The sequence below is a fragment of the Dawidia soli genome (genome assembly GCF_018598185.1).
In the GTDB taxonomy this organism is placed as follows: domain Bacteria; phylum Bacteroidota; class Bacteroidia; order Cytophagales; family Cyclobacteriaceae; genus Ohtaekwangia; species Ohtaekwangia soli.
In genome coordinates this window covers 1-21,526 of the sequence record NZ_JAHESC010000026.1, presented here as the reverse complement: position 1 = coordinate 21,526, position 21,526 = coordinate 1, and the positions used below count along the sequence as shown (strand labels likewise).

The 21,526-nt window shown below is 54.6% G+C and carries 14 protein-coding genes; 6 read left to right on the top strand and 8 right to left on the bottom strand.

The window, feature by feature from the left end; translation table 11 throughout:
• Positions 1-32 precede the first annotated feature (32 nt).
• The 4 genes from KK078_RS17740 to KK078_RS17725 all read left to right on the top strand — a co-directional run bounded on the left by KK078_RS17740 (position 33) and on the right by KK078_RS17725 (position 5,174).
• Positions 33-1,394 (top strand): ATP-dependent DNA helicase, encoded by a 1,362-nt coding sequence (locus KK078_RS17740; protein WP_254091645.1) that lies wholly within the window; start codon positions 33-35, stop codon positions 1,392-1,394.
• Between the two features lie 9 nt (positions 1,395-1,403).
• Complete coding sequence (locus KK078_RS17735) at positions 1,404-1,859, top strand: hypothetical protein (RefSeq protein WP_254091644.1); 456 nt, start codon at positions 1,404-1,406, stop codon at positions 1,857-1,859.
• Between the two features lie 349 nt (positions 1,860-2,208).
• Positions 2,209-2,541: a PadR family transcriptional regulator gene (locus tag KK078_RS17730; RefSeq protein WP_254091643.1), complete on the top strand. Its 333-nt coding sequence runs from the start codon at positions 2,209-2,211 to the stop codon at positions 2,539-2,541.
• Positions 2,542-2,543: 2 nt separating this feature from the next.
• Positions 2,544-5,174, top strand: a complete 2,631-nt coding sequence (locus KK078_RS17725) for an ABC transporter permease (RefSeq protein ID WP_254091642.1) — start codon at positions 2,544-2,546, stop codon at positions 5,172-5,174.
• A gap of 51 nt (positions 5,175-5,225) precedes the next feature.
• Here KK078_RS17725 and KK078_RS17720 read toward each other — a convergent pair whose 3' ends face one another.
• The 5 genes from KK078_RS17720 to KK078_RS17700 are packed head-to-tail and all read right to left on the bottom strand — an operon-like array spanning position 5,226 to position 13,743.
• Positions 5,226-6,620 carry a Calx-beta domain-containing protein gene (locus KK078_RS17720; protein WP_254091641.1) on the bottom strand — a complete coding sequence of 465 codons (1,395 nt, stop codon included), beginning with the start codon at positions 6,618-6,620 and terminating at the stop codon, positions 5,226-5,228.
• 25 nt (positions 6,621-6,645) lie between these two features.
• Entirely contained in the window at positions 6,646-8,019 is a 1,374-nt protein-coding gene (locus tag KK078_RS17715) for a DUF4302 domain-containing protein (protein ID WP_254091640.1), read from the bottom strand.
• 21 nt (positions 8,020-8,040) lie between these two features.
• Positions 8,041-8,919, bottom strand: coding sequence for a substrate import-associated zinc metallohydrolase lipoprotein (locus tag KK078_RS17710; protein ID WP_254091639.1), 879 nt, complete (start codon positions 8,917-8,919; stop codon positions 8,041-8,043).
• Positions 8,920-8,943: 24 nt separating this feature from the next.
• Positions 8,944-10,404, bottom strand: coding sequence for a RagB/SusD family nutrient uptake outer membrane protein (locus tag KK078_RS17705; RefSeq protein WP_254091638.1), 1,461 nt, complete (start codon positions 10,402-10,404; stop codon positions 8,944-8,946).
• Positions 10,405-10,422: 18 nt separating this feature from the next.
• Positions 10,423-13,743 (bottom strand): SusC/RagA family TonB-linked outer membrane protein, encoded by a 3,321-nt coding sequence (locus KK078_RS17700; protein WP_254091637.1) that lies wholly within the window; start codon positions 13,741-13,743, stop codon positions 10,423-10,425.
• 722 nt (positions 13,744-14,465) lie between these two features.
• On the opposite strand from KK078_RS17700, the gene KK078_RS30680 reads away from it, so the two are divergent.
• Both KK078_RS30680 and KK078_RS17690 read left to right on the top strand, forming a co-directional pair.
• On the top strand, positions 14,466-18,113 hold the full coding sequence (locus KK078_RS30680; protein WP_254091636.1) for a PKD domain-containing protein: 3,648 nt from the start codon (positions 14,466-14,468) through the stop codon (positions 18,111-18,113).
• A gap of 34 nt (positions 18,114-18,147) precedes the next feature.
• Positions 18,148-19,161 carry a PorP/SprF family type IX secretion system membrane protein gene (locus KK078_RS17690; protein WP_254091635.1) on the top strand — a complete coding sequence of 338 codons (1,014 nt, stop codon included), beginning with the start codon at positions 18,148-18,150 and terminating at the stop codon, positions 19,159-19,161.
• 207 nt (positions 19,162-19,368) lie between these two features.
• Here KK078_RS17690 and KK078_RS17685 read toward each other — a convergent pair whose 3' ends face one another.
• From KK078_RS17685 to KK078_RS17675, 3 genes are all read right to left on the bottom strand, one after another.
• Positions 19,369-20,025 (bottom strand): hypothetical protein, encoded by a 657-nt coding sequence (locus tag KK078_RS17685; protein WP_254091634.1) that lies wholly within the window; start codon positions 20,023-20,025, stop codon positions 19,369-19,371.
• Between the two features lie 65 nt (positions 20,026-20,090).
• Positions 20,091-20,543 carry a DUF1569 domain-containing protein gene (locus KK078_RS17680; protein WP_254091633.1) on the bottom strand — a complete coding sequence of 151 codons (453 nt, stop codon included), beginning with the start codon at positions 20,541-20,543 and terminating at the stop codon, positions 20,091-20,093.
• Between the two features lie 26 nt (positions 20,544-20,569).
• On the bottom strand, positions 20,570-21,526 hold a 957-nt coding region (locus KK078_RS17675), incomplete at its 5' end, for an MFS transporter (protein WP_254091632.1).

Genomic DNA, 21,526 nt, shown 5'->3' with positions numbered 1-21,526 from the left:
GGCCGTCGCATCTTTTTCGCTATCTTGCGGCAATGCTCTCCGCTCCCGTTGATATCGAAAGGAATATACTCTTTGACATGGCGGAGGAGTTCATACACCAGACTTCCCGTCCCGTGTTTCTCACGGGCAAAGCGGGAACCGGAAAGACCACCTTCCTGCGCCATATCAGGAATACGACAAAGAAAAATACGGTCATTGTGGCGCCCACCGGCGTAGCCGCGATCCACTGTGGCGGCACCACCATGCATTCGTTTTTCCAACTGCCGTTCACACCCTTCGTGCCCGACGTCAGGCCCGGCTCCGAGCAAGCCGACGACATGAGCGACAAATATTCGTTGTTGCAAGACCTCAAGCTCGACTCGGAGAAAAGGGCCGTCATTCGCGCGCTGGAACTGCTCATTATCGACGAAGTATCCATGGTGCGCAGCGACACCCTCGATGCCATCGACACCGTGCTGCGCTACATCCGGCGGAAGCCCTACCGCCCCTTTGGCGGTGTACAGGTATTGTTCATCGGCGACTTGTTTCAGCTGCCGCCCGTGATCCCCGACGACCAGTGGCGCATCCTGCGCGAGTACTACGAAGGACCATTCTTTTTTCACGCACGCGTCCTGCAACAGGTAAAGCCCCTATACCTGGAGCTGAAAAAGATCTACCGACAGCGCGACCCCGACTTTATCCGCATCCTCAACAACGTGCGCAACAATACCATGGAGGAGGAAGATTACCACCGGCTGCACGAACGATACCAGCCGGGCTTTCGGCCACCCCCGCGCGAACAGTATATTACGCTCACCACGCACAACCACAAAGCCGACGCCATCAATGTGGCCGAGCTCGAAAAGTTGCCCGGCCCCACCTGGCGGTTCGAAGGCGAGGTGCGCGGCGACTTTCCGGAACGGAACTTTCCCACCGACCGGGTATTGCACCTGCGCGTCGGCGCACAGGTTATGTTCATCAAGAACGACATGGAGCGCGTGCGCCGGTACTACAACGGCAAGATCGGACGCATCACCCACATCACGTCCGAACGCATCGTTGTTATTTTTCCCGGCGAAGGTCCCGAAATGGAGGTGCAAAAAGATACCTGGAAGAATATCCGCTATACATTCAATACCCGCACGCGCCAGGTAGAGGAGGAGATCCTCGGAGAGTTTACCCAATATGCCATCCGGCTGGCCTGGGCGGTCACCATTCACAAAAGCCAGGGGCTGACCTTTGAACGAGCCATTGTCGATGCCGGCAGTTCGTTCGCGGCAGGGCAGGTATACGTGGCGTTAAGCCGGTGCACCTCGCTGCAAGGCATCGTGCTGCATTCGCGCATCCAGGCCAGCAGCATCATGACCGACGAGCGCATTATCCGGTTTGCCCGGGAAGAAGACCACCTAGACTAGCTCAGTCCGTTGCTGCAGCAGGAGCGACGCCAGGAACTACTCGAAGCCGTGGCGGCCCTGTTCGATCTGGCCGGTGTGCAAGACGAGCTCAACCGCTTCCGCGACGAGCTATCCCAGCGCATGTTCCGCGACAAAGCCGACGCCGAAACCATGACCGACGACATGGTCGTGAAAATGAATGTACTGCAGAACGTGGCCCAACGCTTCCAGGAACAGCTCCGGCGCATGGTACAGGAAGCCATCGCGCAAAACGATTTCCAACCCGTATACGATCGCCTCCAAACCGCCCGCGCGTACTTTTCCACCCGCCTGCGCGACGACTACCAAAGCCTGCTCGAAGACCACTACGAGATCATGAAAGACCGCCCCCGCGTAAAAAAATACCTGGGCGACCTGCAGGCCCTGCGCGAAGCCATCGAACAGACCTATACCGACATTCAACGCGCCGCCGATGTCGTTTTCTAGTAACGTAGAGATAGGGTTACTCCTGGGCACATCCGGGGTTGCAGCATAGTTCCCGCAGTGTTGCAGCACAGCTGCGGCACAGTTGAAGCAGTAATGAGGAGGCTGCTTTAACGATGCTTCAGCCATGGGCCGAATGTAGTTTAAGACTTCGATCACCATGCCTGATCCTGGAAGTACATCACCTGCTGGCCGGGCCGATCCGTGGCCCCGGCAATATTGCCCATCACTATATTGCGTTTCGTTGTCTGTTATTTAAGTGTCTGAAAATCAGTGTGATGTTAAAGAATTCATGATTTGTCTAACAAAATATATACAAATCCCGTTAATTTGTTTTACAAAAAATATACAAATGAGCAAAGAATACCTGGGCGAGTTCGAAGAACTGGTCCTGACCATGGTAGGAGTACTCGGCGAAGAAGCCTACGGAAATGCCGTTGTCACGGCCATCAAAGACCGTCTCGGCCGTGACTCGAACCTCAGCGCAGTACACGTTACGTTGTACCGGCTCGAAGACAAAGGTCTGGTCAGGTCGACCATGGGCGGTGTAACGAACGCCCGCGGCGGCCGCCGCAAGCGGATCTTTACCATTACGAATGCCGGCTTGTCCATGTTGCGTACGATGAAAGAAGCGCGCATGGACCTTTGGAAACTTATACCGCAGCTGGACATAACCACGGCATAACCATGCAACGACATTCCGTGCAACCACCCGCTATAGCCCTTCGCTTCCTGCGTTGGTTCTGTCCGCCGGCGCTGAGCGAAGGCATAGAAGGAGACCTGCTCGAGCAGTTCGAAGAAGACTGCGCTAACGTGGGGCATCGCATCGCCCGTCGCCGGTTTACCTGGCAGGTACTGCGGTTCTTCCGCCCCGGCATACTCCTGCGAAACAAGCTCTCGTACACCCTAACCCCTGCATCGATGATAAAAAACTATGGTAAGGTTATGCTCCGCGCCATGTGGAAGCAGAAGACCCATTCGGCCATTCACATCCTCGGCCTCACCATCGGGTTGGCCTTTGCCCTGATGATCGGCATCTTCGTCCACCAGGAACTTCGTGTGAACGCGTCACTGCACGACGTCGATCGGCTGTACATGGCGGAGACATCGATGGCCGACGGAACATTCTGGCGTCCCTTTCTGTCACCCGCGCCGCTGCCATCGGCAGTCACCGAACAATACCCGCTGCTGTTCGAAGGATATTATCGCTTTTGGGATAAGATGATCACCGTATCCAGGGAAGATCAGCACTTCCGCCTCCAGGGCCAGATCGGCGACTCGACACTGGTGTCGCTCCTGGGCCTGCCGGTATTACACGGCGATGCCGTGAATGCCTTTCGCGACACGCGGTCCATCGTCATCGCCAAAGCAACGGCGTTGCGTTTCTTTAATCGCACCGATGTAGTGGGAGAGACCCTCACGCTTTCAGGAGAGTCGGGCGACAACAAACGCTACGACTATACCATAACCGCCGTCCTCGACGATCTGCCGCGCAACTCCGTTACTGACCTGGTAGACATGGACGCACAGATCTTTCTCAGCGTACAAAAGAACGATGTATATAAGTTGAACGACCCGGAGAAATGGGAGAGCGGCGTCATGGTCAGCTACCTCAGGCTGCGCTCCGGCGCCATGCGCACCGATGCAGAAAAGGCCATCGCCAACGTTATGCAGACGCAGGCTCCAGAAGACCTGCGCAAGCTGACCGTCACGCTCAACCCGTTGCGTACCTATTACCTGGAAGCCGACGACGGCCGCGTAAAGAAGCTGCTCTACACGGTATCGGCCATCGCGGTCTTTATCCTCGTGCTGGCCGTTATTAACTTTATCAACATCACCATCGGCAGCGCGCTGGGGCGCCTGCGCGAGATCGGCGTGCGCAAGGCCGTCGGCGGCCGTCGCGGGCAGCTCATCGCACAGTTCCTGGCCGAGTCGTCGGCCCTGAGTGTCGGGGCGTTCCTGTTGGCATTGGGTGTGTACGCACTGGCGCGTCCCTATGCCGGCGACATACTGGGCATCCTGCTGCCCGCGGTGAGTGACCTGGGCATCGTTTTTATCGGCGTGATGCTGTTGATTACGCTCACGGTGGGAGTGCTCGCGGGTGCCTATCCCGCCTTTCTATTATCGTCGTACAACGCCGTTGAATCCCTTCGAAATAAGGCATCGTCGGGGAAGGCCGGCGGCCTCTCGCGATCCCTGGTGGTCGTACAATTTATACTGGCCATGGGCGTCTTTGCATTCTCCATTGTCATTACACGCCAGGTAGCATTCTTCCTGCAAAAAGATCTGGGCTACGATAAAGATTACGTGCTCACCATCTCATCCGTACCCCGTCGTTGGTCCGAAGAAGGAGTGCGGTCTATCGAAGCCGCGCGACAGGAGTTTTTATCGTTACCCATGGTAAAAGACATAAGCCTGTCATGGGAGATCCCCGCCGGCAACTACGGCAACCAGGTGCAATGTTACCGGCAAGGTGTTGACGAAGACAAAGCCGTCGATATGCCTCTGCTTATGACCGACGAACATTTTGCCGACACCTACGGCATTCCAATGAAAGAAGGGGTATTCCTGGCCGACGAACAGCATGCCTGGCACCTGGGAGATATGGTGATAAACGAATCTGCAGGCAAGGCATTGAGCGTGAACGTCGGCGACAAAGTGCGGATAAAGAACGATACCGTCGTGTTTACCGTCGCCGGTATCATCCAGGATTTTCACTTCTTTTCCCTGCGCGAAAATGTAAAGCCCATGGCCTTTCTGCACACCCGCGGCACCAAAGCCTTCCGGCACTTCTCCGTCAAATTGGAAGCCGGCAACATGGCTGGTGCTGTGGCTGCCGTCGAAGCGAAGTGGCGCCAGGTATTCCCCGACGACCCCTTCGTATACACTTTCATGGACCAGGAGCTGGCAAGGCTGTATAAAAATGAAATGCGACTGAAAAAAGCCTCCGGCGTGGCCACGGGGCTGATGCTCGTCATCGTCTTCACCGGCGTCTTCGGCATGGTGTCACTCGCCGTTTCCAAGCGTACGAAAGAAATGGGCATTCGCAAAGTGCTCGGAGCATCCGTCGACAGCATCATCGTACTGATGTCGAAGCCGTACCTGATCCTCATCGGCCTGGCCTGTGCGGTGGCCACACCGTTGGCCTATTATTTCAGCGCACAGTGGCTGCAGGCCTTTGCCTTCCGCGTGCCGCTGGCGTGGTGGTGGTTTGTTGTACCCGTCGTGGCGGTACTCGGCCTTACCTTGTTGCTGGTAGCCGCACGGTCCATGCGCACGGCACTGGCAAATCCCACGCGTGCCCTGCGTTATGAATAAAAAAAGGCTGTCCTGATAAAGGACAGCCTTCTTCTTAGCTTTTAGTGTGAATTATAGCCCTGCCCGAACGCGCTCGCGCAAGCCAGCCTTGTGATGCAGGAAGGACCGCGGAGCAGTTTTTCGCTGTAGCTTCGCCGGGAAGCTTCCCGCTGCTGCCGCCGGAGCACCCAGACGGCCAGCATTAGAAGGCTTCATAATGGCTGAGAAATTATCGAAGCCATCGTCTGTCTGGTCAAACGTCTGAGAAAGGAAGATCGAAGAAACACCATTCTCGCGCCAGTCCGTAATGTCTGCCAGGCTATATGTTTCCGTAAATTCAGTCGAATTGTCGTTGTCAAAACCACCTTCAGCGTAATGTGTAAAGCTGATGAAGAACTGCATCTCGTTCTCCGTTCCCGAGGTGTACGAATACGACAGGCCATATTGCCCGTTCGGCAATACATCCGGAATGAAGATCGCCTCGAAATATTCAGGACCTTCATACGACGAAGCGGCAAATGGTTGCAGTGAACCGGATTGTTTCAGCCAGAAGATCAGGTCCATGTCTACGTCAGGATACTCGTTTCCTTCCGTGCCCCAGCCCAGGAAAGCAAAAAGCCCGGCCTCCTGTAGAAGGTCGATCTCCAGGGTATTGTTTGCCGAGATAATGGCGCCGGTGCTTACGTTGGTGATGGAGAGCTCGATGGTTTCAGCCTCTGTTTCTTCGGTGAACGGATCGTCCTCCATCCAGATGTCGGTGATCGGCGAAAGCAAAATAGTCGCGCTGGTTTGTCCCGCCTTGATTACCACCGTTCCCTGGTCTTCAATTTCGTAGTCCGCCCAGAGGTCTTCGGCCTCGGCCGTCACAGCGTCGGTAGCCGTGCCGGCCACTTCATACGTGACGGTAATGTCTGTGGTGGCCGCCCGATCCAGGATAACCTCGATCTCAGTCTCGTCATCCGACTCATAGAGTGACAACGTGGATTCTGAGAATGATACCTGGGGAAGCAGCACGCCGTCCGCAACGGTAATGGTGATCTCGTCATCGTCACCAACCACAGCGCGGTCGCCCTCGACATCGTCCAGCGACAGCACGATGGTTTCGTTGTTGTCCGCAATGCCATCGTCGTTCAGCGCGATCTCGATGGTGGCGCTTGTTTCACCCTCTTCAATGGTGATCTCACCGGCCGTGCCGGCGATCGTGTAGTCGTAATTAATGGCACCACCGCTTTCGCGGTCACGCGCCGTACCACCCAGGTTATAGGTCACCGTGATATCCTGGGAAGCCGCCTTGTCCAGCTCGACTTCTACCTCGATCGTGCCGTTGCTTTCGCTCGCTGACAGGGTAGAAGATGCAAAGCCTACGACAGGCTTCGAGTCGCCGTCGTCGTCTTTACAGGCGGACAAGCTCACACCAACAACGGCCAGTGCGAGCAACGATTTGGAAAATGGGTAAGGGTTTCGCATGATTATTAAGATTTAGGTTTTGTTTCTATTGTGGTGCAATTAGAAGAGCGCTCCATCCGGTACAGGGGTTACTGAACTCATACACGCCGTCGCTGTATTGGAATACATAGGTATTACCGCCATCCGTCAGGTATTCAATGTATTTTTTTACCGCCGCCAGGTTCTCTTCCGACGTCGGGCCGTCCCCCAGCTCACTGATCTCGGGCGCAAAGTCGAACTTCAGGTTATTGCCTTCCAGCGTCGGCACAAATTCCCACAAGGCAAACGTGATCGAACCGTCGGGGTTTTGAATGCGGAAGCCCAGGGCGTTGATCGTCGAGCCGTCGCCCAGGCTATAGTTGTAATACAGTTGAATGTGTGTCGGCGTGTTGATATCGGTTGTCACCTGCTCATATGCCGTCTCCCCTAGATAGGCCACGTTGGCAGGAGGCCCCTGGAGAAAATCGAACTTCGTAAATGTCGCGCCGCTGGCATCCGCCACAGACGTTTCCAGCAACACATCGTCGCCTGCCGAGGTTACACCTTTATAGCCATGCAGCGGAATGGGATCATCACACAGGTCCAGCTCGGTATTTTCCAAACCGTTCACCTGGATGCCTTTTAAAGAGGTGGCGATGCCGACAAACGTTCCCGCCAGCGGGGAGTGAAATATGATCGAGTCGTTCTTCAAATAATAACCCGTCGTAAAATTCAGCTGTTGAGTGGTATTTGTATTACTCTTCCGGGAGGCCGACGAAATCGTCAGCAGCCGGTAAGATTCCTGTAGCGATAGATAAAAGATCAGGTCCTTGTCCTCGTACGTCATGCGCAGTGATGTGGTGATCTTGTGTAAGTCGGCCGTCATCGTCGTCAGCTTCTCGGCCACTCGCACACCGGGATCATCCAGGTCGTCCTCACTCGCTTCTTCAAAAAGCAGTTGTGTGGGATCGGAAACGTCCGACTTGCTGCTGAACAGCAACGAACCGTTGTCGTTTTTCCGCACGTAGTTAAACTCAAACTCGGCGCCAAACGTAGCCCGATCTAATTCAAACAGATAAGCAAAGAACGAGAAGTTCTCCATGATCAGCTCGAGTCCCAGGGAGCTGTCAATGCGATAACCGATGGTTTGCTCATAAAACTTGCCGTCGCTCACACCCAGATCGGTCTTGATGGTCACCTTGTTGTCCTCCTGAAAGTCCAGCAGCACCAGGAACGAACCATACCCCTCCTGCGGCGTATAGAGCAGCTTCCAGCCGTGCGTGGGCGACACCAGGCTGTTCTTCAGATCAGCCTTGGCCTCGGCAACACGTTCGTCTGCCGACTTGTCGAATTTATTGAAATCGTCATCCTTACACCCCGCCAGCAAAAGCACAAGACAGAACCACGTCAGGGAAAGAGATTTTTTTATCGGTAAATACATAGTATAGCGCGGTAGAAAGGGTTACTCTGACAGTTTCTCTTGAACAATGGCACGGATCTCCAACAGATCCACACCGGTATACTGCTTATAATGCGCCAGAATAGCATTGTACTTCTGGCGGATCAATTCACGGCCCTCGTTGCGGGCTAAACAGTCCAGCGTAGCGCAATTCTCCTCGTCGTTATAATAACGCTCGTAGAAGTTCGGATAGTACAGGATAAACGCCACGGTCTCGGCAAAATCTTCGTTGAACGAGCTGGTAGCATAGGGGGAAACAAAACCGCGTTGCAGCGCCTCTTCATCCGTCAGCACAAACCACGATCCCGAAGATGTATAGCCCTGCGGGGAGATACTTTGGAAGTTAGGCGGCAGCTTGAAGTTCTGGTGCATCACGTGTGCAAATTCATGGTAGATCGTGCCCAACTGCAGGAACATCCATTGCTGGTCTAGGGTGTCGATGTAGTTCACGCGCGACAATGTAATGCGCGCTCCCGCATCGGCCGTACCGAGGATCTCCGTGCCGTCGGCATTGTAGATTGTCGAACCGATAAACACCACTTCCGAGGGAACATACTTCTTAAAGAATGTTGTGCCATTCGGCACTTGTGTGAACGGGTCGACCCAATAGCTCTGTAAAAACTTCAGCATCGGGATCACATTGTCGCGGTCGGGTGGTGTCACACGCTTGCTGGGGTCTACATACCGGTCCACGTACGCATACCGCACGGCGACGCCATACGGCTTGACAAAATTCTGTTGAATGTAAATGTCCAGCTCGTCCGTCGAAGGCGTGGTATCGCGTTGTTCAATATCGATCTCGTCGCGCTGGTAGCATCCAACCGTCATCAGCAACGTGCCGGTCAATAACAACGGGGTGATTTTAGTGATGATATGTTTCATATAAGAAATGTCGATAGGAGGTGATTAACGTTCATTGGGGGTAAGACCACCGACGTCGATGGCCGCCTGGGGTATTTGCAGCACCTTGCGCTTGTCGTCTGCCTCCAGGATAATGATGCTGCCATCTTGTAAAAGGTGCCGTATCATGTAGCCATAGCGCTTGATGTCGAACCAGCGCAAACCCTCGTGAATGAACTCCTTTTGCCGTTCCTCCAGAACGTACACCAGCGCGTTCTGCTGGTTGTTGGAGTTGTTGTAATACTGGCGCAACAGGTTCGTCGTCAGCGTGGCTGTCGGTGTATACCGCTTGCGTGCAAGGATCTGCAGATCCGCCAGCGCCAGGTTGAGCTGGTTGAGCTGTACATATGCCTCGGCCCGGTTCAGAAGCACCTCTTCGCCATGAAATGCCGTGGCGATCGTATAGTTCAGGCCCACGTTCGACGTGATGCTGTTCCGCTCGAACAAAAACTCATACTTGTTCACACAGATGCCGTTGTCGCCGCGCTGGTACACGGGGTAACCTTCCGTGCTGATACGGGCGTCGTCATCGCTGTTAAAAGGATTGATGTAGAACAAGTAAGAGAAAATGTTGAAGTCCGGCCAGAAGCCCACGTTTACCGGAAAGTTCGTCACCTGCCGGATCATCAGCAGGTTGCTGCGCTCCGTCGGCGCTGTATACTTGCGGATAAAATCGTCGTCGTTGCTGCTTTGCGCCAGCATGCCATAAATGTCCTTTACAAAGACCGACGGATCGTCCCCCAGCATTTGTGTGCTATAGCTGATACACTTTTCCCATTCACCCTTAAAAAGATAGAAGCGCGAGGCCAGCGCGAGCGCAGCTTCACGGGTAAAATGGTACTTGCCCGAATTGGCATAAAAGGTCGCGTCGACCAGCCTCAAGCCGTCCAGCATATCGTCCTCGATCTGGTCGTACACTTCTTGTACCGACAGGCGCTCGTATTGTACCAGAAAGTCGCGCTCCGGTTCGGTCGGGTAGGGGATGCCCGGGTCGCTAGTAGCCGTGCTCGCATCGTAATGTTTGGCAAACAGGTTCACCAGCATAAAGTGTCCATACGCACGCGCCAGCAGCGCCTCGCCCTTGACAGCATCTCTCTGCGCTTCCTCGCCCGGGAGATTGTCGATCACCGCCAATACCTCGTTGGCATGCGCAATGGCATCGTAGGTGTTTTCCCAGAAGTTCGTCGGAGTATCCTGGTTTACCGGAAAGATGTCTTCCCATTCATACGCCTGCACGTGTTCCGGCAGCTTGGTCGTGCCGCTGGTATAGGTCACGTTGTCTGTCATCCACTCCGTAAACTGGTAGCCCCCTGCGCTGTACGCATTGGTCAGCAACTGCGCCGCCTTCTCGGTCGTGTTCAGGTCAACACGGTTGTCCGGGTTTTCTTCCAGGTATTGGTCACATGCCGTCAGCAGCAGGAGACCCAGCAGCAGCGAAGAGCGATGGTGAGTGATATATCGTTTCATATAAATGCCCTCGTTAAATTAAAAACCGATGTTGATCGCCGTCGTAAACAGTCGCGGCTGTGGCAACGCCACGCCTCCCGAAGAAAAGAACTCAGGGTCCTGACCGTTGAGCTTTTTGTCCGAGTAGAGCAGGGCCAGATTCTGACCTTCCACCGAGATCGACGCTGTGTTGGCACCGATCCGCCGCACCCATGGCCCCGGTAAGTTGTAGCTTACCCGCACCGTCTTTAACCGCACGTAGCCACCATCGGCCACCCGTACCGTGCTCTTGTTGTAGAGATCATATGCGCTCTGGTAATCCGGATTTCCCGTGACGATCGTGTTGTTGTCCAGAATAGCAGGCACATCGGTGATCAACTCGTCACCCGGCACCACCCAGCGATTCACAAAGTTGCGCGACAACGAGTTGAAATCAGTATATCGTGGGCTGTACGCATCGTCCAACCGGATCTTATAGTCGAACTTGAACGACAACAGCGCGCTGAGCGTAAACCCTTTATAATTAAAAATGTTCGTCAGGCCACCGGCACCCCGCGGCTCCGCCGGGCCGTCATACCGCAGAATGTCCCAGATGTTCTCCCGATCTTGTAAGTCGTAGTTGTAAACGATCTCGCCGCTGCCATCATAGAAGGTAGGAATGCCACGGTGATCGAGACCCGCAAAACGTGTGGAGTACAGACCACGGCGGGGACCACCCTGCACTGCCGCGCCACCCTGTACGATCGCGTCGCCTAAACGTGGATTGAAGTTCAGACGCGTGATCTTGTCTTTGGTATATCCCACGTTAAAGCTCGTAGCCCAGGAAAAGTTACCCACGCGCACATTCTGCGAATTGATCGTAAATTCAATGCCGTGCGATTGCATGTCCGCATAGTTGCCATATTTGTACGGGTTCCCCCCGACACCGCTCGTCTGGATCAACCCGATCAGATCGTACGAATTGCGCTTGAAGAAATCCACCGTGCCCGACACGCGGTTGTTCAGCACCGCATAATCAAACCCAACGTTAAACTCTTTCAGCTTCTCCCACGTCAGGTCGCGGTTTTCCAGGGCATCGATGTATAAGTAGGTCTCCACATCGGTCGGGCGAAGGGTTACGCCCGACTGCAGGTTCAGCAGTGCGCTGGTGTTAGGCCCCAGGTTGGCAGACAGGCCGTACGTGGCGCGCAGCTTCAGGCTGTTCAGCCAGTCGATATTGACAAAGTCTTCTTCGGTCACGTTCCAGGCACCGCTCACGTTCCAGGTTGGCAGATAACGTGCGCTCTTCGCTTTACCCAGCCGGTTGGAACCGTCATACCGCACGGTGCCGTTAAAGATATACTTGCCCCGGTAGGAGTAGGCGCCGTTTATAAACAGACCGGCAAACCGCTCACGGTCTACGGCCAGTGCGTACGTGCGGATACCCTGGCGGCTCAGGAACTCGATCATCTTCGGGTCCAGGTTAACAATGCCCCCGTTGTCATACATCACCCCGATACCGTCGGCGCGAAGGCTCGTACGGTTGGTATACTTGATCTCCTGTCCCGCCAGGACGTTGACCAGGTGCACGTCGTTGATGGTGTGCGACCAATCCAGGCTGTTCCGTACATAGAAGTTCCGAAGCTCGTCTTCCGTCACGTTGTTAAAACCGCCTTCCGGCAATACGACCAGGGGCTCGCCGTTGGGATCATCCGGGTCTTTGTACAACAGCTGGTTGGCATCGGCAATGTATTGTGTGCCGTCGGCACGGTATGCTTCTGCCTGGTTTGAACGCTCGTGTATAACGTGCTCGCGTTTGGTGGTGGCATGGCGGCCCATCAGCGTGCTGCGAAAGGTGAGGTTGTCCAGGATGTGGTACGTAATGTCCGCCTGCGTAGAAACGTCGGCAACGGATATATTGATGAAGTTCAGGCGAAGCTCTTCCAGAATGTTAAACGGCGCATAGTTCCGGCGGAAATACTCCAGCACACCGTCGCTGGTGTAAGGCCGGATCGACCGGCTCGTATTGAGCGCATAGCTCAGGGGATTGATATCGAAATCGCGCCGGAAACGCCCGGAGATCGGATCGAAGTCGCGGTTCTGTGTGCCCGGTACCTTTTGCTCGCGATAGTTGCCCGTCAGCTTCAGATCGACCATAAGCTTGGGCGAAAATATAAAGCTGTTCTTCGCCGTGCCCGAGTACCGCTTTACGTTGTCCGCAATTGTCTGACCGTTGTCATTCAGATAGCTCAGCGAGTAATAGCTGTTGTGCTTCTCGGTACCCGTGGTGAGGCTCACCGAGTGCTGCTGTTGCAAGGAAAAATCGCGGAACAACACATCGAACCAGTCGGTGTTGGCTGTCTCGTATTGATGCAGGAAATCTTCATTCAGACCACCACTGCCCTCGTTGCTCCAGTTTAGCGTACCGGCATTCTTCTCATTGAACATCTTCCCCAGCGCTCCAAACGTCTGCGCTTTCACCGCCGTGGTGATATCGATCAAACCTTTCTCATACATCTCGCGGTATACCGACATCTCGTCGGCCGAGTTCAGAATGTCATACTGCTTATAAGTGGGCCGCAGGTTCATCGAGAAGTTTCCCGCATAGCTCACCCGTGTCTGACCGCTCTTGCCTTTCTTGGTGGTGATCACGATAACACCGTTCTTGGCACGCGTACCATACAGTGCCGTCGCCGAAGCATCTTTCAGTACCTGGAACGACTCGATGTCGTCCGGGTTGATCCCCGCGATAGACGATGCCGTCAGGGTATTCGCATTGCCGGTAATGATATCGTCGGCCGCCACGTTGTTAAGGTCTTCCAGGATTACTCCATCCACCACCCACAGCGGTTGTGTATCGCCGTTGATGGAGGTGTTGCCGCGAATGCGGATCTTGGGGCTCGTACCAAACGTACCCGATACATTGTCAACGGTAACACCGGCTACCTGGCCTTCCAGCATACGGCTGGCATCGTTCATCCCCGTACTCTTGATATTGGCCATCTTCACCGTGGCCGTCGAACCGGTAAACAACTTCCGGTCTACTTCCTGGAAACCCGTGATGATGACTTCATCCAGCTCGGTCGTCTCCGCATCGAGTGGTATATCCAGTGAGGTCCGTTGGCCCACGACAACCTCGCGCGGCTGAAAGCCGATAAACGAAAAGACAAGCGTGTCGCGCGAAGAACGCACCATCAGCTCATATACACCGTCACCGTCGGTGATCGTACCGCGGTTGGTATTTTTAATTCGGATGTTTACCCCGGGTAGGGAAGAACCATCTTTTGCCGCCGTCACCTTTCCTGAAACTTTAAATTCCTGGGCATGTGCCTGCAGCATCGTCCATAGGAGGAGGGGCCCGAGGAGTAGAGATTTCTTCATGCTGTTAGGTATGGTAATGAGTAAATTGGTAAAAAAACGCTGTGTTGATTACGAAGTATCTTCCGTAAGAAAAGGCGGGGACTCGTGGGTGTTTATCCAGCCGTAGCACACGGCTACCGGCCGGCATCAGAGGTTTAGCCACCCGTAAAACCTCCGAAACGCGGTTTTTATAGAAAGTAACGAGAGGTCGTACGTGATACTGTAAAAATCTTCCCATAGGCCCATCCTCTGGTTTCTAAAATTAGCCATTTACGCCACAAAACCAAGTGAATTAGTGTCGTGCTCACAACTTTCTATGCCCGGATGGCGACATTTCCCAATAAAATCCGGACAAGTGGCCCGCGTTTCGAGACAAGATTTGTTCAGGCTTTCAACATCATCGTTATACCTGGGATCGGTTTCGGCCCGATTTTTTAAACCATCCGACTTACATTCACGCACTTTAACACCGGATTATTCGGGTTCGACGATCAGGTAATATTTCAGGCCGTTTGTGAAGGTTTCTTTTGTGCCCGCTTCGCTATTAACGGCCGTCTTCAAGTTCTATAGCTGGCCTTTGATCGGTAGGATAAGTGTGCAACCGGGTCAATGGGATGGATTTAAAAAAAGCTTTACTCTCTCTTTTTTTGTTTTGTGGGGCAGTGTACCATGCGCATGCGCAGTGTAATCAGCTACGCCCGACAATTTCCGTAGATTTCGATACGGATCAGGACTGCGCGCCCGTGTCGGTAACACAATTCCTCGTAACGTATTCCTTCTCCACGCCGCAAGATCCTAACGCCATCGCCATCCTCTATGAATGGAATGACCCGGCAAACTCTACGACACTTGTTAACGTAGGCAACGGATTAAGTGTCGGTGCCGGTAATACGGAATTTACCGCAGACGCGAACTTTACCTACAACACCAACAACGATTGTAGCATTATCCCCACAGCCTACATTGTTATCAATGGTGCCGTTTGCCCGACATCGATCCAGCGTCAGAGTGCATTCTTTTGGAGCACGGACGATCAGGGGAATGGTCAGGTAGAGATGGCGCCGGAAAACTGGAATGTGTGTTACAACAACCCCGTCGTCGATGCCGTCTTCCGCGACGCTTCCGAATTTAATTGTAACATCCAGGTCGAGCCCGACGTGCCCAACCGTGCGGCACGCCACGTGCAGTTTGTATATGGCACCAACCACAACCCTGCCGCTACCATTCGCAATCTCACACTGACCGACGGCGGTGCACAGCCACTCACCAATGCCACCGGCAACCTGGTAAGCCCACAGACCCGCGGCACGGTACTCCCCGTAACAGCCGCGTACTTCGGTCCCGTAGACATAGTACCTGTACCGGCCGACGCGCCCATCTCCGTATCATTACCGATGAACGCACCCGCCGACGCGGCCAACGCAGTAGGTAATCGCTTTGAAGTCACGATGTTTAATTGGAACGTATGCAATCCCTGGAATGGCAGCAACGCCAATCCTAACTACGAAGACGCTATCGTTACCCGTGGCTATGTGCAGATTGTGGCCGCCCCCGTGCCTGCCTTCTTTACGCGCAACGCCGCCGGCGTCACGACGACTAACTTCTGCATCGACGAAGACATCTTTTTCCGTAACCAGACCACCGGTTCCGGAAACTTCGGGTATACCTGGGAGTTTTACGACGACGCAGCCGGTACCACGTTGCTGGAAACCAGCACCGACGCGAATCCGGTTTATTCTTATCCCACCGGGGGGACAAAGCTCGTCCGCCTGCGTGTTCGCAATAACTCGGCGCAGGGAACGTGTGAAGCTGAAATTACCCACACCGTAAACATCACGCCGTCGCTCGTAGCGGCCATAGGCCTGATCGATCCGGCGACCAACGGGCCGCTGGCAACGACGGACTTCTGCCAGGAAGCCGCAGCACCGTTCACCAACTTCGACGTACGCTTCACCGATATCTCCACCGGCACGGCCACGGCCACGACAGGGCGACGCTGGGAGTTCTTTGACGCCACGGGAGCCCTGATCCTGGAATCGCCCACCGGCGGTGGTTTTTCAACAACGCTGCTCGGCCCGTTCGATCGCACCTTTACAACCCCCGGCGTTTACCGTGTACGACTCACCGTGCGTGACAACGTAACCCTTTGTACGACCGAAGACACGGACACGATACGCGTATACGAAAAACCAAAACCCGACTTTACCTTCAACCGCGTCTGCCTGGGTATTGCTACACATTTTATAGATGCCACCACGCTCGATCCGATCCTGGCAGAAGGCATCACCGTGCGTGAGTGGGATATGGAGTACGACGGCACCTTTGATAAAGACCCGACCCTCGACGATGAAACAGAATTCGATTACACCTACACCACCGCCGGTACACGTCGTGTCGCCCTGCGCGTCGTCACCAGCAGCGGCTGCGAAGTGATGCTGGTAAAGCCCAACATCATTGTAGACCCCAAGCCGCTCTCTACCTTTACGGCCGATCGCCTCTCAGGCTGTAGCATCCTGACGGTGAATTTCACCAACACGGCCACCAGCCAGGCCGCCACCATTCAGGAATACCGGTGGGAGATTGACGACGGCAGCGGCACCTTCCTGGTAGACGCCGTACAACGCCCCACCGATCCCGGCTTCGACGGTCAGTATACACGCGAGTTTGTCAACAACACGCTCGTCAACATCGAGTATCGGGTGCGGTTGCGGGCCGTCACAAACCGTGGCTGCGACTCCGTATCGGCACCGGTTACGATCACCGTATTTCCCGGGCCCGCGGCAGGCTTTGTGTCCCTCAATTATTCGCCCTTCAACGACAACTGCTCGCCGGTAGAAGTGGACTTTGCCGTCGATACCGAAACGCAGTCGATGAACCCGTCCGAGTATATCTGGACTGTCGCCGACGATTCGGGCCAATTGGATTGGGTCAGTACCGGCACCGCGCCCGCATTCACCTATGAGTTTCAAAACGCGACCCAGGCCATTCGTGACTTTACCGTCACTCTGCGCGCGGTGTTGCCCAGCACGTGCTATGGCGACTCGACCGTATCGATCCGCATAAACCCCGTGCCGTCGTCCGCCTTCACCTACGACACCGTGTCGTATACATGCGATACCGTCGTGCTGCACCTCGACGCCACACAAAAGGGCTTGCAGGCTTACAACTGGCGCATTACCATCAACGGCGTGGTGATGGCCACCCCTACAGGCGATAATCTCGATTATGCCATTCAGCGATCGACCACCGTAGACCAAAACGTCGTCATCCGGCTTATCACCACCAACTTCGCGAATTGCCCGAGTCCACCCACGACACACAACGTGCTGATCCCACGAAACCCCGGCATCAGCGCCTCCTTTACCGCATTGCCTGTCGAACAAACACTGCCCGATGCCACCGTCACCGTCACCAACACCAGTACTCCCGGCCCGTGGGATTACCGGTGGGACTTCGGCGACGGTACCACCGCCACCGGCCGTGACGTGCCGCCGCACACGTACGCGACCTTTGGTACCTATACCATTACGCTGACCGTGCGCGACAATGATTGCGTCGATGACCATATCGAGACGGTCACCATTCATCCTGTTCCGCCCGTACTGGACTTCACCTATGACCCCGCCTCAGGCTGTTCACCCTTAACGGTACAGTTCACCAACACCTCGCAATACGCCGACCCGGGCAGCTACGTCTGGGACTTTGGTGACGGCGGCACGTCGACTTCCGTCAATCCGGTCCATACCTATTTCGAACCCGGCATCTACTCGGTCACGCTTTCGGCGTCAAACGCCCTGGGGCAGACCGTTCATATCACCAAATCAGAGATCATAGAGGCATACGACGGCCCCACGGCACAGTTTGCCACCTATCCCAAGGTGCTCAACATCCCCACCGAGCCGCTGTATACCAACAACCGCAGCTTCGGCGCGACCAGCTTCCTCTGGGATTTTGGCGACGGCCAGACATCGACCGAGATAGAACCGCAGCATAAATATACCGAAGAGGGCATCTTTACCATCACCCTCATCGCCTACAACCCCAGCGGATGCTCGGACACCGTTTCCGTCACGAACGCCGTGCAAACCATCAAACGCGGACAGTTGCTTGTGCCCAACGCCTTCCGGCCCAATGGCACCGGGCCCGGCAGCACCAATGTGTCGAACAACGAGGTGTTCCTGCCGCTCATGCGTAACGTCACCAAGTTCCAGATGTTCGTCTTCAACCGGTGGGGACAGCTGCTGTTTGAAAGCTCAAACCCCGAGTCGGGATGGGATGGCTACTATAAGGGGCAGCTCTGCCAGCAGGATGTGTACATCTATAAGATCACCGTCGAGTACGACGATGGTAAGCAGTTTACGCGCACAGGCGATATCAATTTATTACGGTAGGATAGGGTAGAAGAGGAATGATAACAGGCACCGCATGAAAAGATTTTTTACAATACTGGCTATAGTCTATACACTCGCGGCCCAGGCGCAGGATCCCGAGTTTTCGCAATACTACGCCGCGCCGCTATACCTGAACCCCGCCTTTGCGGGCACGTCCGAAGACCACCGTTTCATGGCCAACTACCGCAACCAGTGGCCCAACATTAGCACCGCTTTCGAGACCTATGCCTTTTCATACGACTACAACCTGTCCAGCCTCAACAGCGGGCTGGGCATTTTACTGCTGGCCGACAAAGCCGGCTCCGCGAATTTAAAGTCCACGCAGTTCAACCTCCAGTATGCCTATAAGGTCCACCTCTCAGACAAATGGCTGCTATCAGCGGGGTTGAACTTTGGCGTGGGCTTCCGTACCGTTGACTATAACCGCCTGGTGTTTTATGAACAGCTCGAGTTCGACCAGGATGGCATCAACCTGCCGCCCCCCACGGACCTGGGCCTCAAGAACACCTCGTACTTCGACTTCGGCGGCGGCATCCTGGCCTATAGCCGCAAGTTCTGGATCGGCATGGCCACCGCGCACATCAATCGTCCCAACCGCTCGCTGCTCAACAGCGAAGCGCAGATCCCCATCAAGACCACGATACACGGCGGTGTGCGCATACCGTTGTATCACGGTCTGTTTAAGAAAGACCGCGTCGCCGCCCTGGCACCGTCGTTTGTATATAAAACACAAGGCACCTTCGACCAGCTCGACATCGGTACCTACTTCCTCTACGAACCCCTCGTGTTGGGCCTCTGGTACCGCGGCATCCCCATCAAGCAAAACGTCCGCGATAATATCAGTCAGGATGCTGTCGTAGTTATTCTCGGCTTTCAGCTCCAGAAAGTGGAGCTCACCTATAGCTACGATGTCACCGTCTCCGACCTGGGCCCCATCTCCGGCGGCGCCCACGAGATCGCCCTCAAATTCAAAGTCGACCTTGGCACCCGCGTCAAAACCCGTAAAAAAGAACGCTTTATACCCTGCCCAACGTTTAACAAGGATTGATAACGTGCCGGAGAATGTTTCACATAGAGAGAAACTTTTTTTGCGTCAGCAAAGGGTACGGGCGTAGCCCTTACAAACATCAACATCTGGCGCGACGTCTTCCAACCGAAGGGAGGGCGTCCCGATAGCCATCGGGACGTGCCTGGCATTGTGCCAGTCTCCAGACTGGCGTGGTGGATTTATATAGTATAGTAAAATTATTCCCAACTAATTAATATACCCCGCAATCTCAATCCGCGTACCCGCCCCATGACGGGTAAACGAAAATCCATCATAGAAACGAAAGCCATCATTGAAATGATTTGCCACGGCTGTGTCTGACTCAATAACGCTGTAAAGATATTCCTTCCCGGGAATTGAGCGCTTACCAAGTTCAAATTGTCTCTTGGTGATCATCTCATCATACCCGGTATCAAATCCATTGTCCAGGAACGTGCGAGCCAACCAACGCGTCTTGTCCATCAGCGCCGCAGAGTCGTTGATCGACAAGGCAGTGCTCAACGTAGCCATGTAACTGAAATGATCGCACCCGCCTATGTGAAGCCATAGCGTATCACCGTCAGCCAGTACTGTACGCGCTTTTGCCTGCCACCGGTCCCAGTGGTAGGAGATGTTTGGTTTATACTCCTTGAGCTTATCCGTGGTGAACGTATACGTACTGGTATCGAAAACACACCCGTCTTCACCGCTTTCCATCGTTTCCTCCGATAAATAAACGACGGTATCGTCAGGCATAGTCGAAGTCACCTCCCGAGGTGCTGCCAAACTGTCGCCTATAGCAGGTGACTCATCCTGTGTTTTTCGCCCCAGGCAACTACCAAATATTAGCAAAACAACCAAAAGCAGAGACGCATAGCGATTCATAACAGGAGTATTTAGCCGGCAAGAAATAAATATTCCTGAAAAATGTATCGCACGGTGTAAGGAAATCAGCAATTAAACTGCCGCAAATGATGATCCGCATGCTTATACGCAAAGATCCCAATCTCCTCCTTCGTCATCTTCCCAAAGAAGTCATGTACGAAGGCCGGGTTTGAATAAAACGCATAGGCCGCGATAAGCTCCATCCACTTCTTTTTCTGAAGCCCCAGGTCTCCGCTCGTTTCCCGTATAACCAGGTCCCGGGACGTCGGGATGTTGCGCTGCATCGGCGTCCCATCCTTTACCGAGTTTTTCAACGCCCACTTCCCAAAGATCTGCCCGAGAAAGGAGCGGGTATAGACCGGGTTATTCCTCCCGTGCACCCATTCATCCCACAGCGTACAGTGTTTAGCCATCTGGTATGCATTCATCTTTCCCCACAGGGCTTCGTTGCCTTCTTGCAGCGAATGGACCCGTTGGATCAATTCGTTCCGGGTAGCTTCTTCAAAAAGAGTTTTCATATAATTGTTCGTTCAGGTCGGTTCAATTATTCCGTGTCAGCCGCAGATCGCCTGATCATCGAAGAAAGGATCACAACAGAGACCGACAACACCAGCAAGGCTAGGAAAGACATCCGCAAGCTGGTAGCCTCGGCAATAAAGCCGATGATCGGCGGCCCGATCAGCATGCCCATAAACCCCAGCGAAGACACCGCCGCGATCGCGACCCCCGGCGAAAGCGTCTTCGACTTCCCCGCGGCACTAAAGACCAGGGGCACGACCGAAGACACGCCCATGCCGATCAAAAAGAAGCCGGCCAGCGAGGGTAGGATGGAAGGAAAGAGTACCGCTACCAATAAACCCACCGTGGTAAGCAGACCACTCGCTTGTAAAATGCGCTTCAACCCAAACCGGCCGGAAAGCCTGTCGGCGACAAACCGCATCCCCGCCATCGCGATCATGAACGTGGTGTACCCCAGGCCCGTATACGCGGCATCGACACGCACCACGTTACTAAAGTATACGCCGCTCCAGTCAAACATCGCCCCTTCGGCGATCATCGAGCAAAAGGCAATGAGGCCCAGGCTGATCAGCGCCCGGTCAGGCAAGGCAAAGAGCGGCAGCTTCTCGCCCGCCACATCGTCTTGCGATACGAGGTAAAACGCACACGTGCTGATCACCAGCAGGAAGACGACGCAGATGAGGATGTAATGATGGGCCGGCGGCACGGCGTGCGCCATCATCCAGGCGCCAAGCGCCGCGCCGGCAAAACCCGCCAGGCTCCACAGTCCGTGAAACGTTGCCATCAGCTTTTGCTGATAGCGTCGCTCGACCACAACGGCTTGGGTATTGATCGAGATGTTCAGCAGGTTGGCAAAGAATCCAAAACAAAACAGGCAGCAGACCAGCGCCAGCACCGTGGGAGAGGCCCCCACACAAACCAGGGCGAGGCTATAGAACCTGTCTCTTAAACACATCACCGACCCCACGACCATGCGTCTAAG

What these genes read in the sequence shown, in the direction of transcription:
- KK078_RS17740 (WP_254091645.1), top strand. Translation starts at nt 33, where the DNA reads ATGCTCTCCGCTCCCGTTGATATCGAAAGGAATATACTCTTTGACATG.
- KK078_RS17730 (WP_254091643.1), top strand. Translation starts at nt 2,209, where the DNA reads ATGAGCAAAGAATACCTGGGCGAGTTCGAAGAACTGGTCCTGACCATG.
- KK078_RS17725 (WP_254091642.1), top strand. Translation starts at nt 2,544, where the DNA reads ATGCAACGACATTCCGTGCAACCACCCGCTATAGCCCTTCGCTTCCTG.
- KK078_RS17720 (WP_254091641.1), bottom strand. Translation starts at nt 6,620, where the DNA reads ATGCGAAACCCTTACCCATTTTCCAAATCGTTGCTCGCACTGGCCGTT.
- KK078_RS17715 (WP_254091640.1), bottom strand. Translation starts at nt 8,019, where the DNA reads ATGTATTTACCGATAAAAAAATCTCTTTCCCTGACGTGGTTCTGTCTT.
- KK078_RS17710 (WP_254091639.1), bottom strand. Translation starts at nt 8,919, where the DNA reads ATGAAACATATCATCACTAAAATCACCCCGTTGTTATTGACCGGCACG.
- KK078_RS17705 (WP_254091638.1), bottom strand. Translation starts at nt 10,404, where the DNA reads ATGAAACGATATATCACTCACCATCGCTCTTCGCTGCTGCTGGGTCTC.
- KK078_RS17700 (WP_254091637.1), bottom strand. Translation starts at nt 13,743, where the DNA reads ATGAAGAAATCTCTACTCCTCGGGCCCCTCCTCCTATGGACGATGCTG.
- KK078_RS17690 (WP_254091635.1), top strand. Translation starts at nt 18,148, where the DNA reads ATGAAAAGATTTTTTACAATACTGGCTATAGTCTATACACTCGCGGCC.
- KK078_RS17685 (WP_254091634.1), bottom strand. Translation starts at nt 20,025, where the DNA reads ATGAATCGCTATGCGTCTCTGCTTTTGGTTGTTTTGCTAATATTTGGT.
- KK078_RS17680 (WP_254091633.1), bottom strand. Translation starts at nt 20,543, where the DNA reads ATGAAAACTCTTTTTGAAGAAGCTACCCGGAACGAATTGATCCAACGG.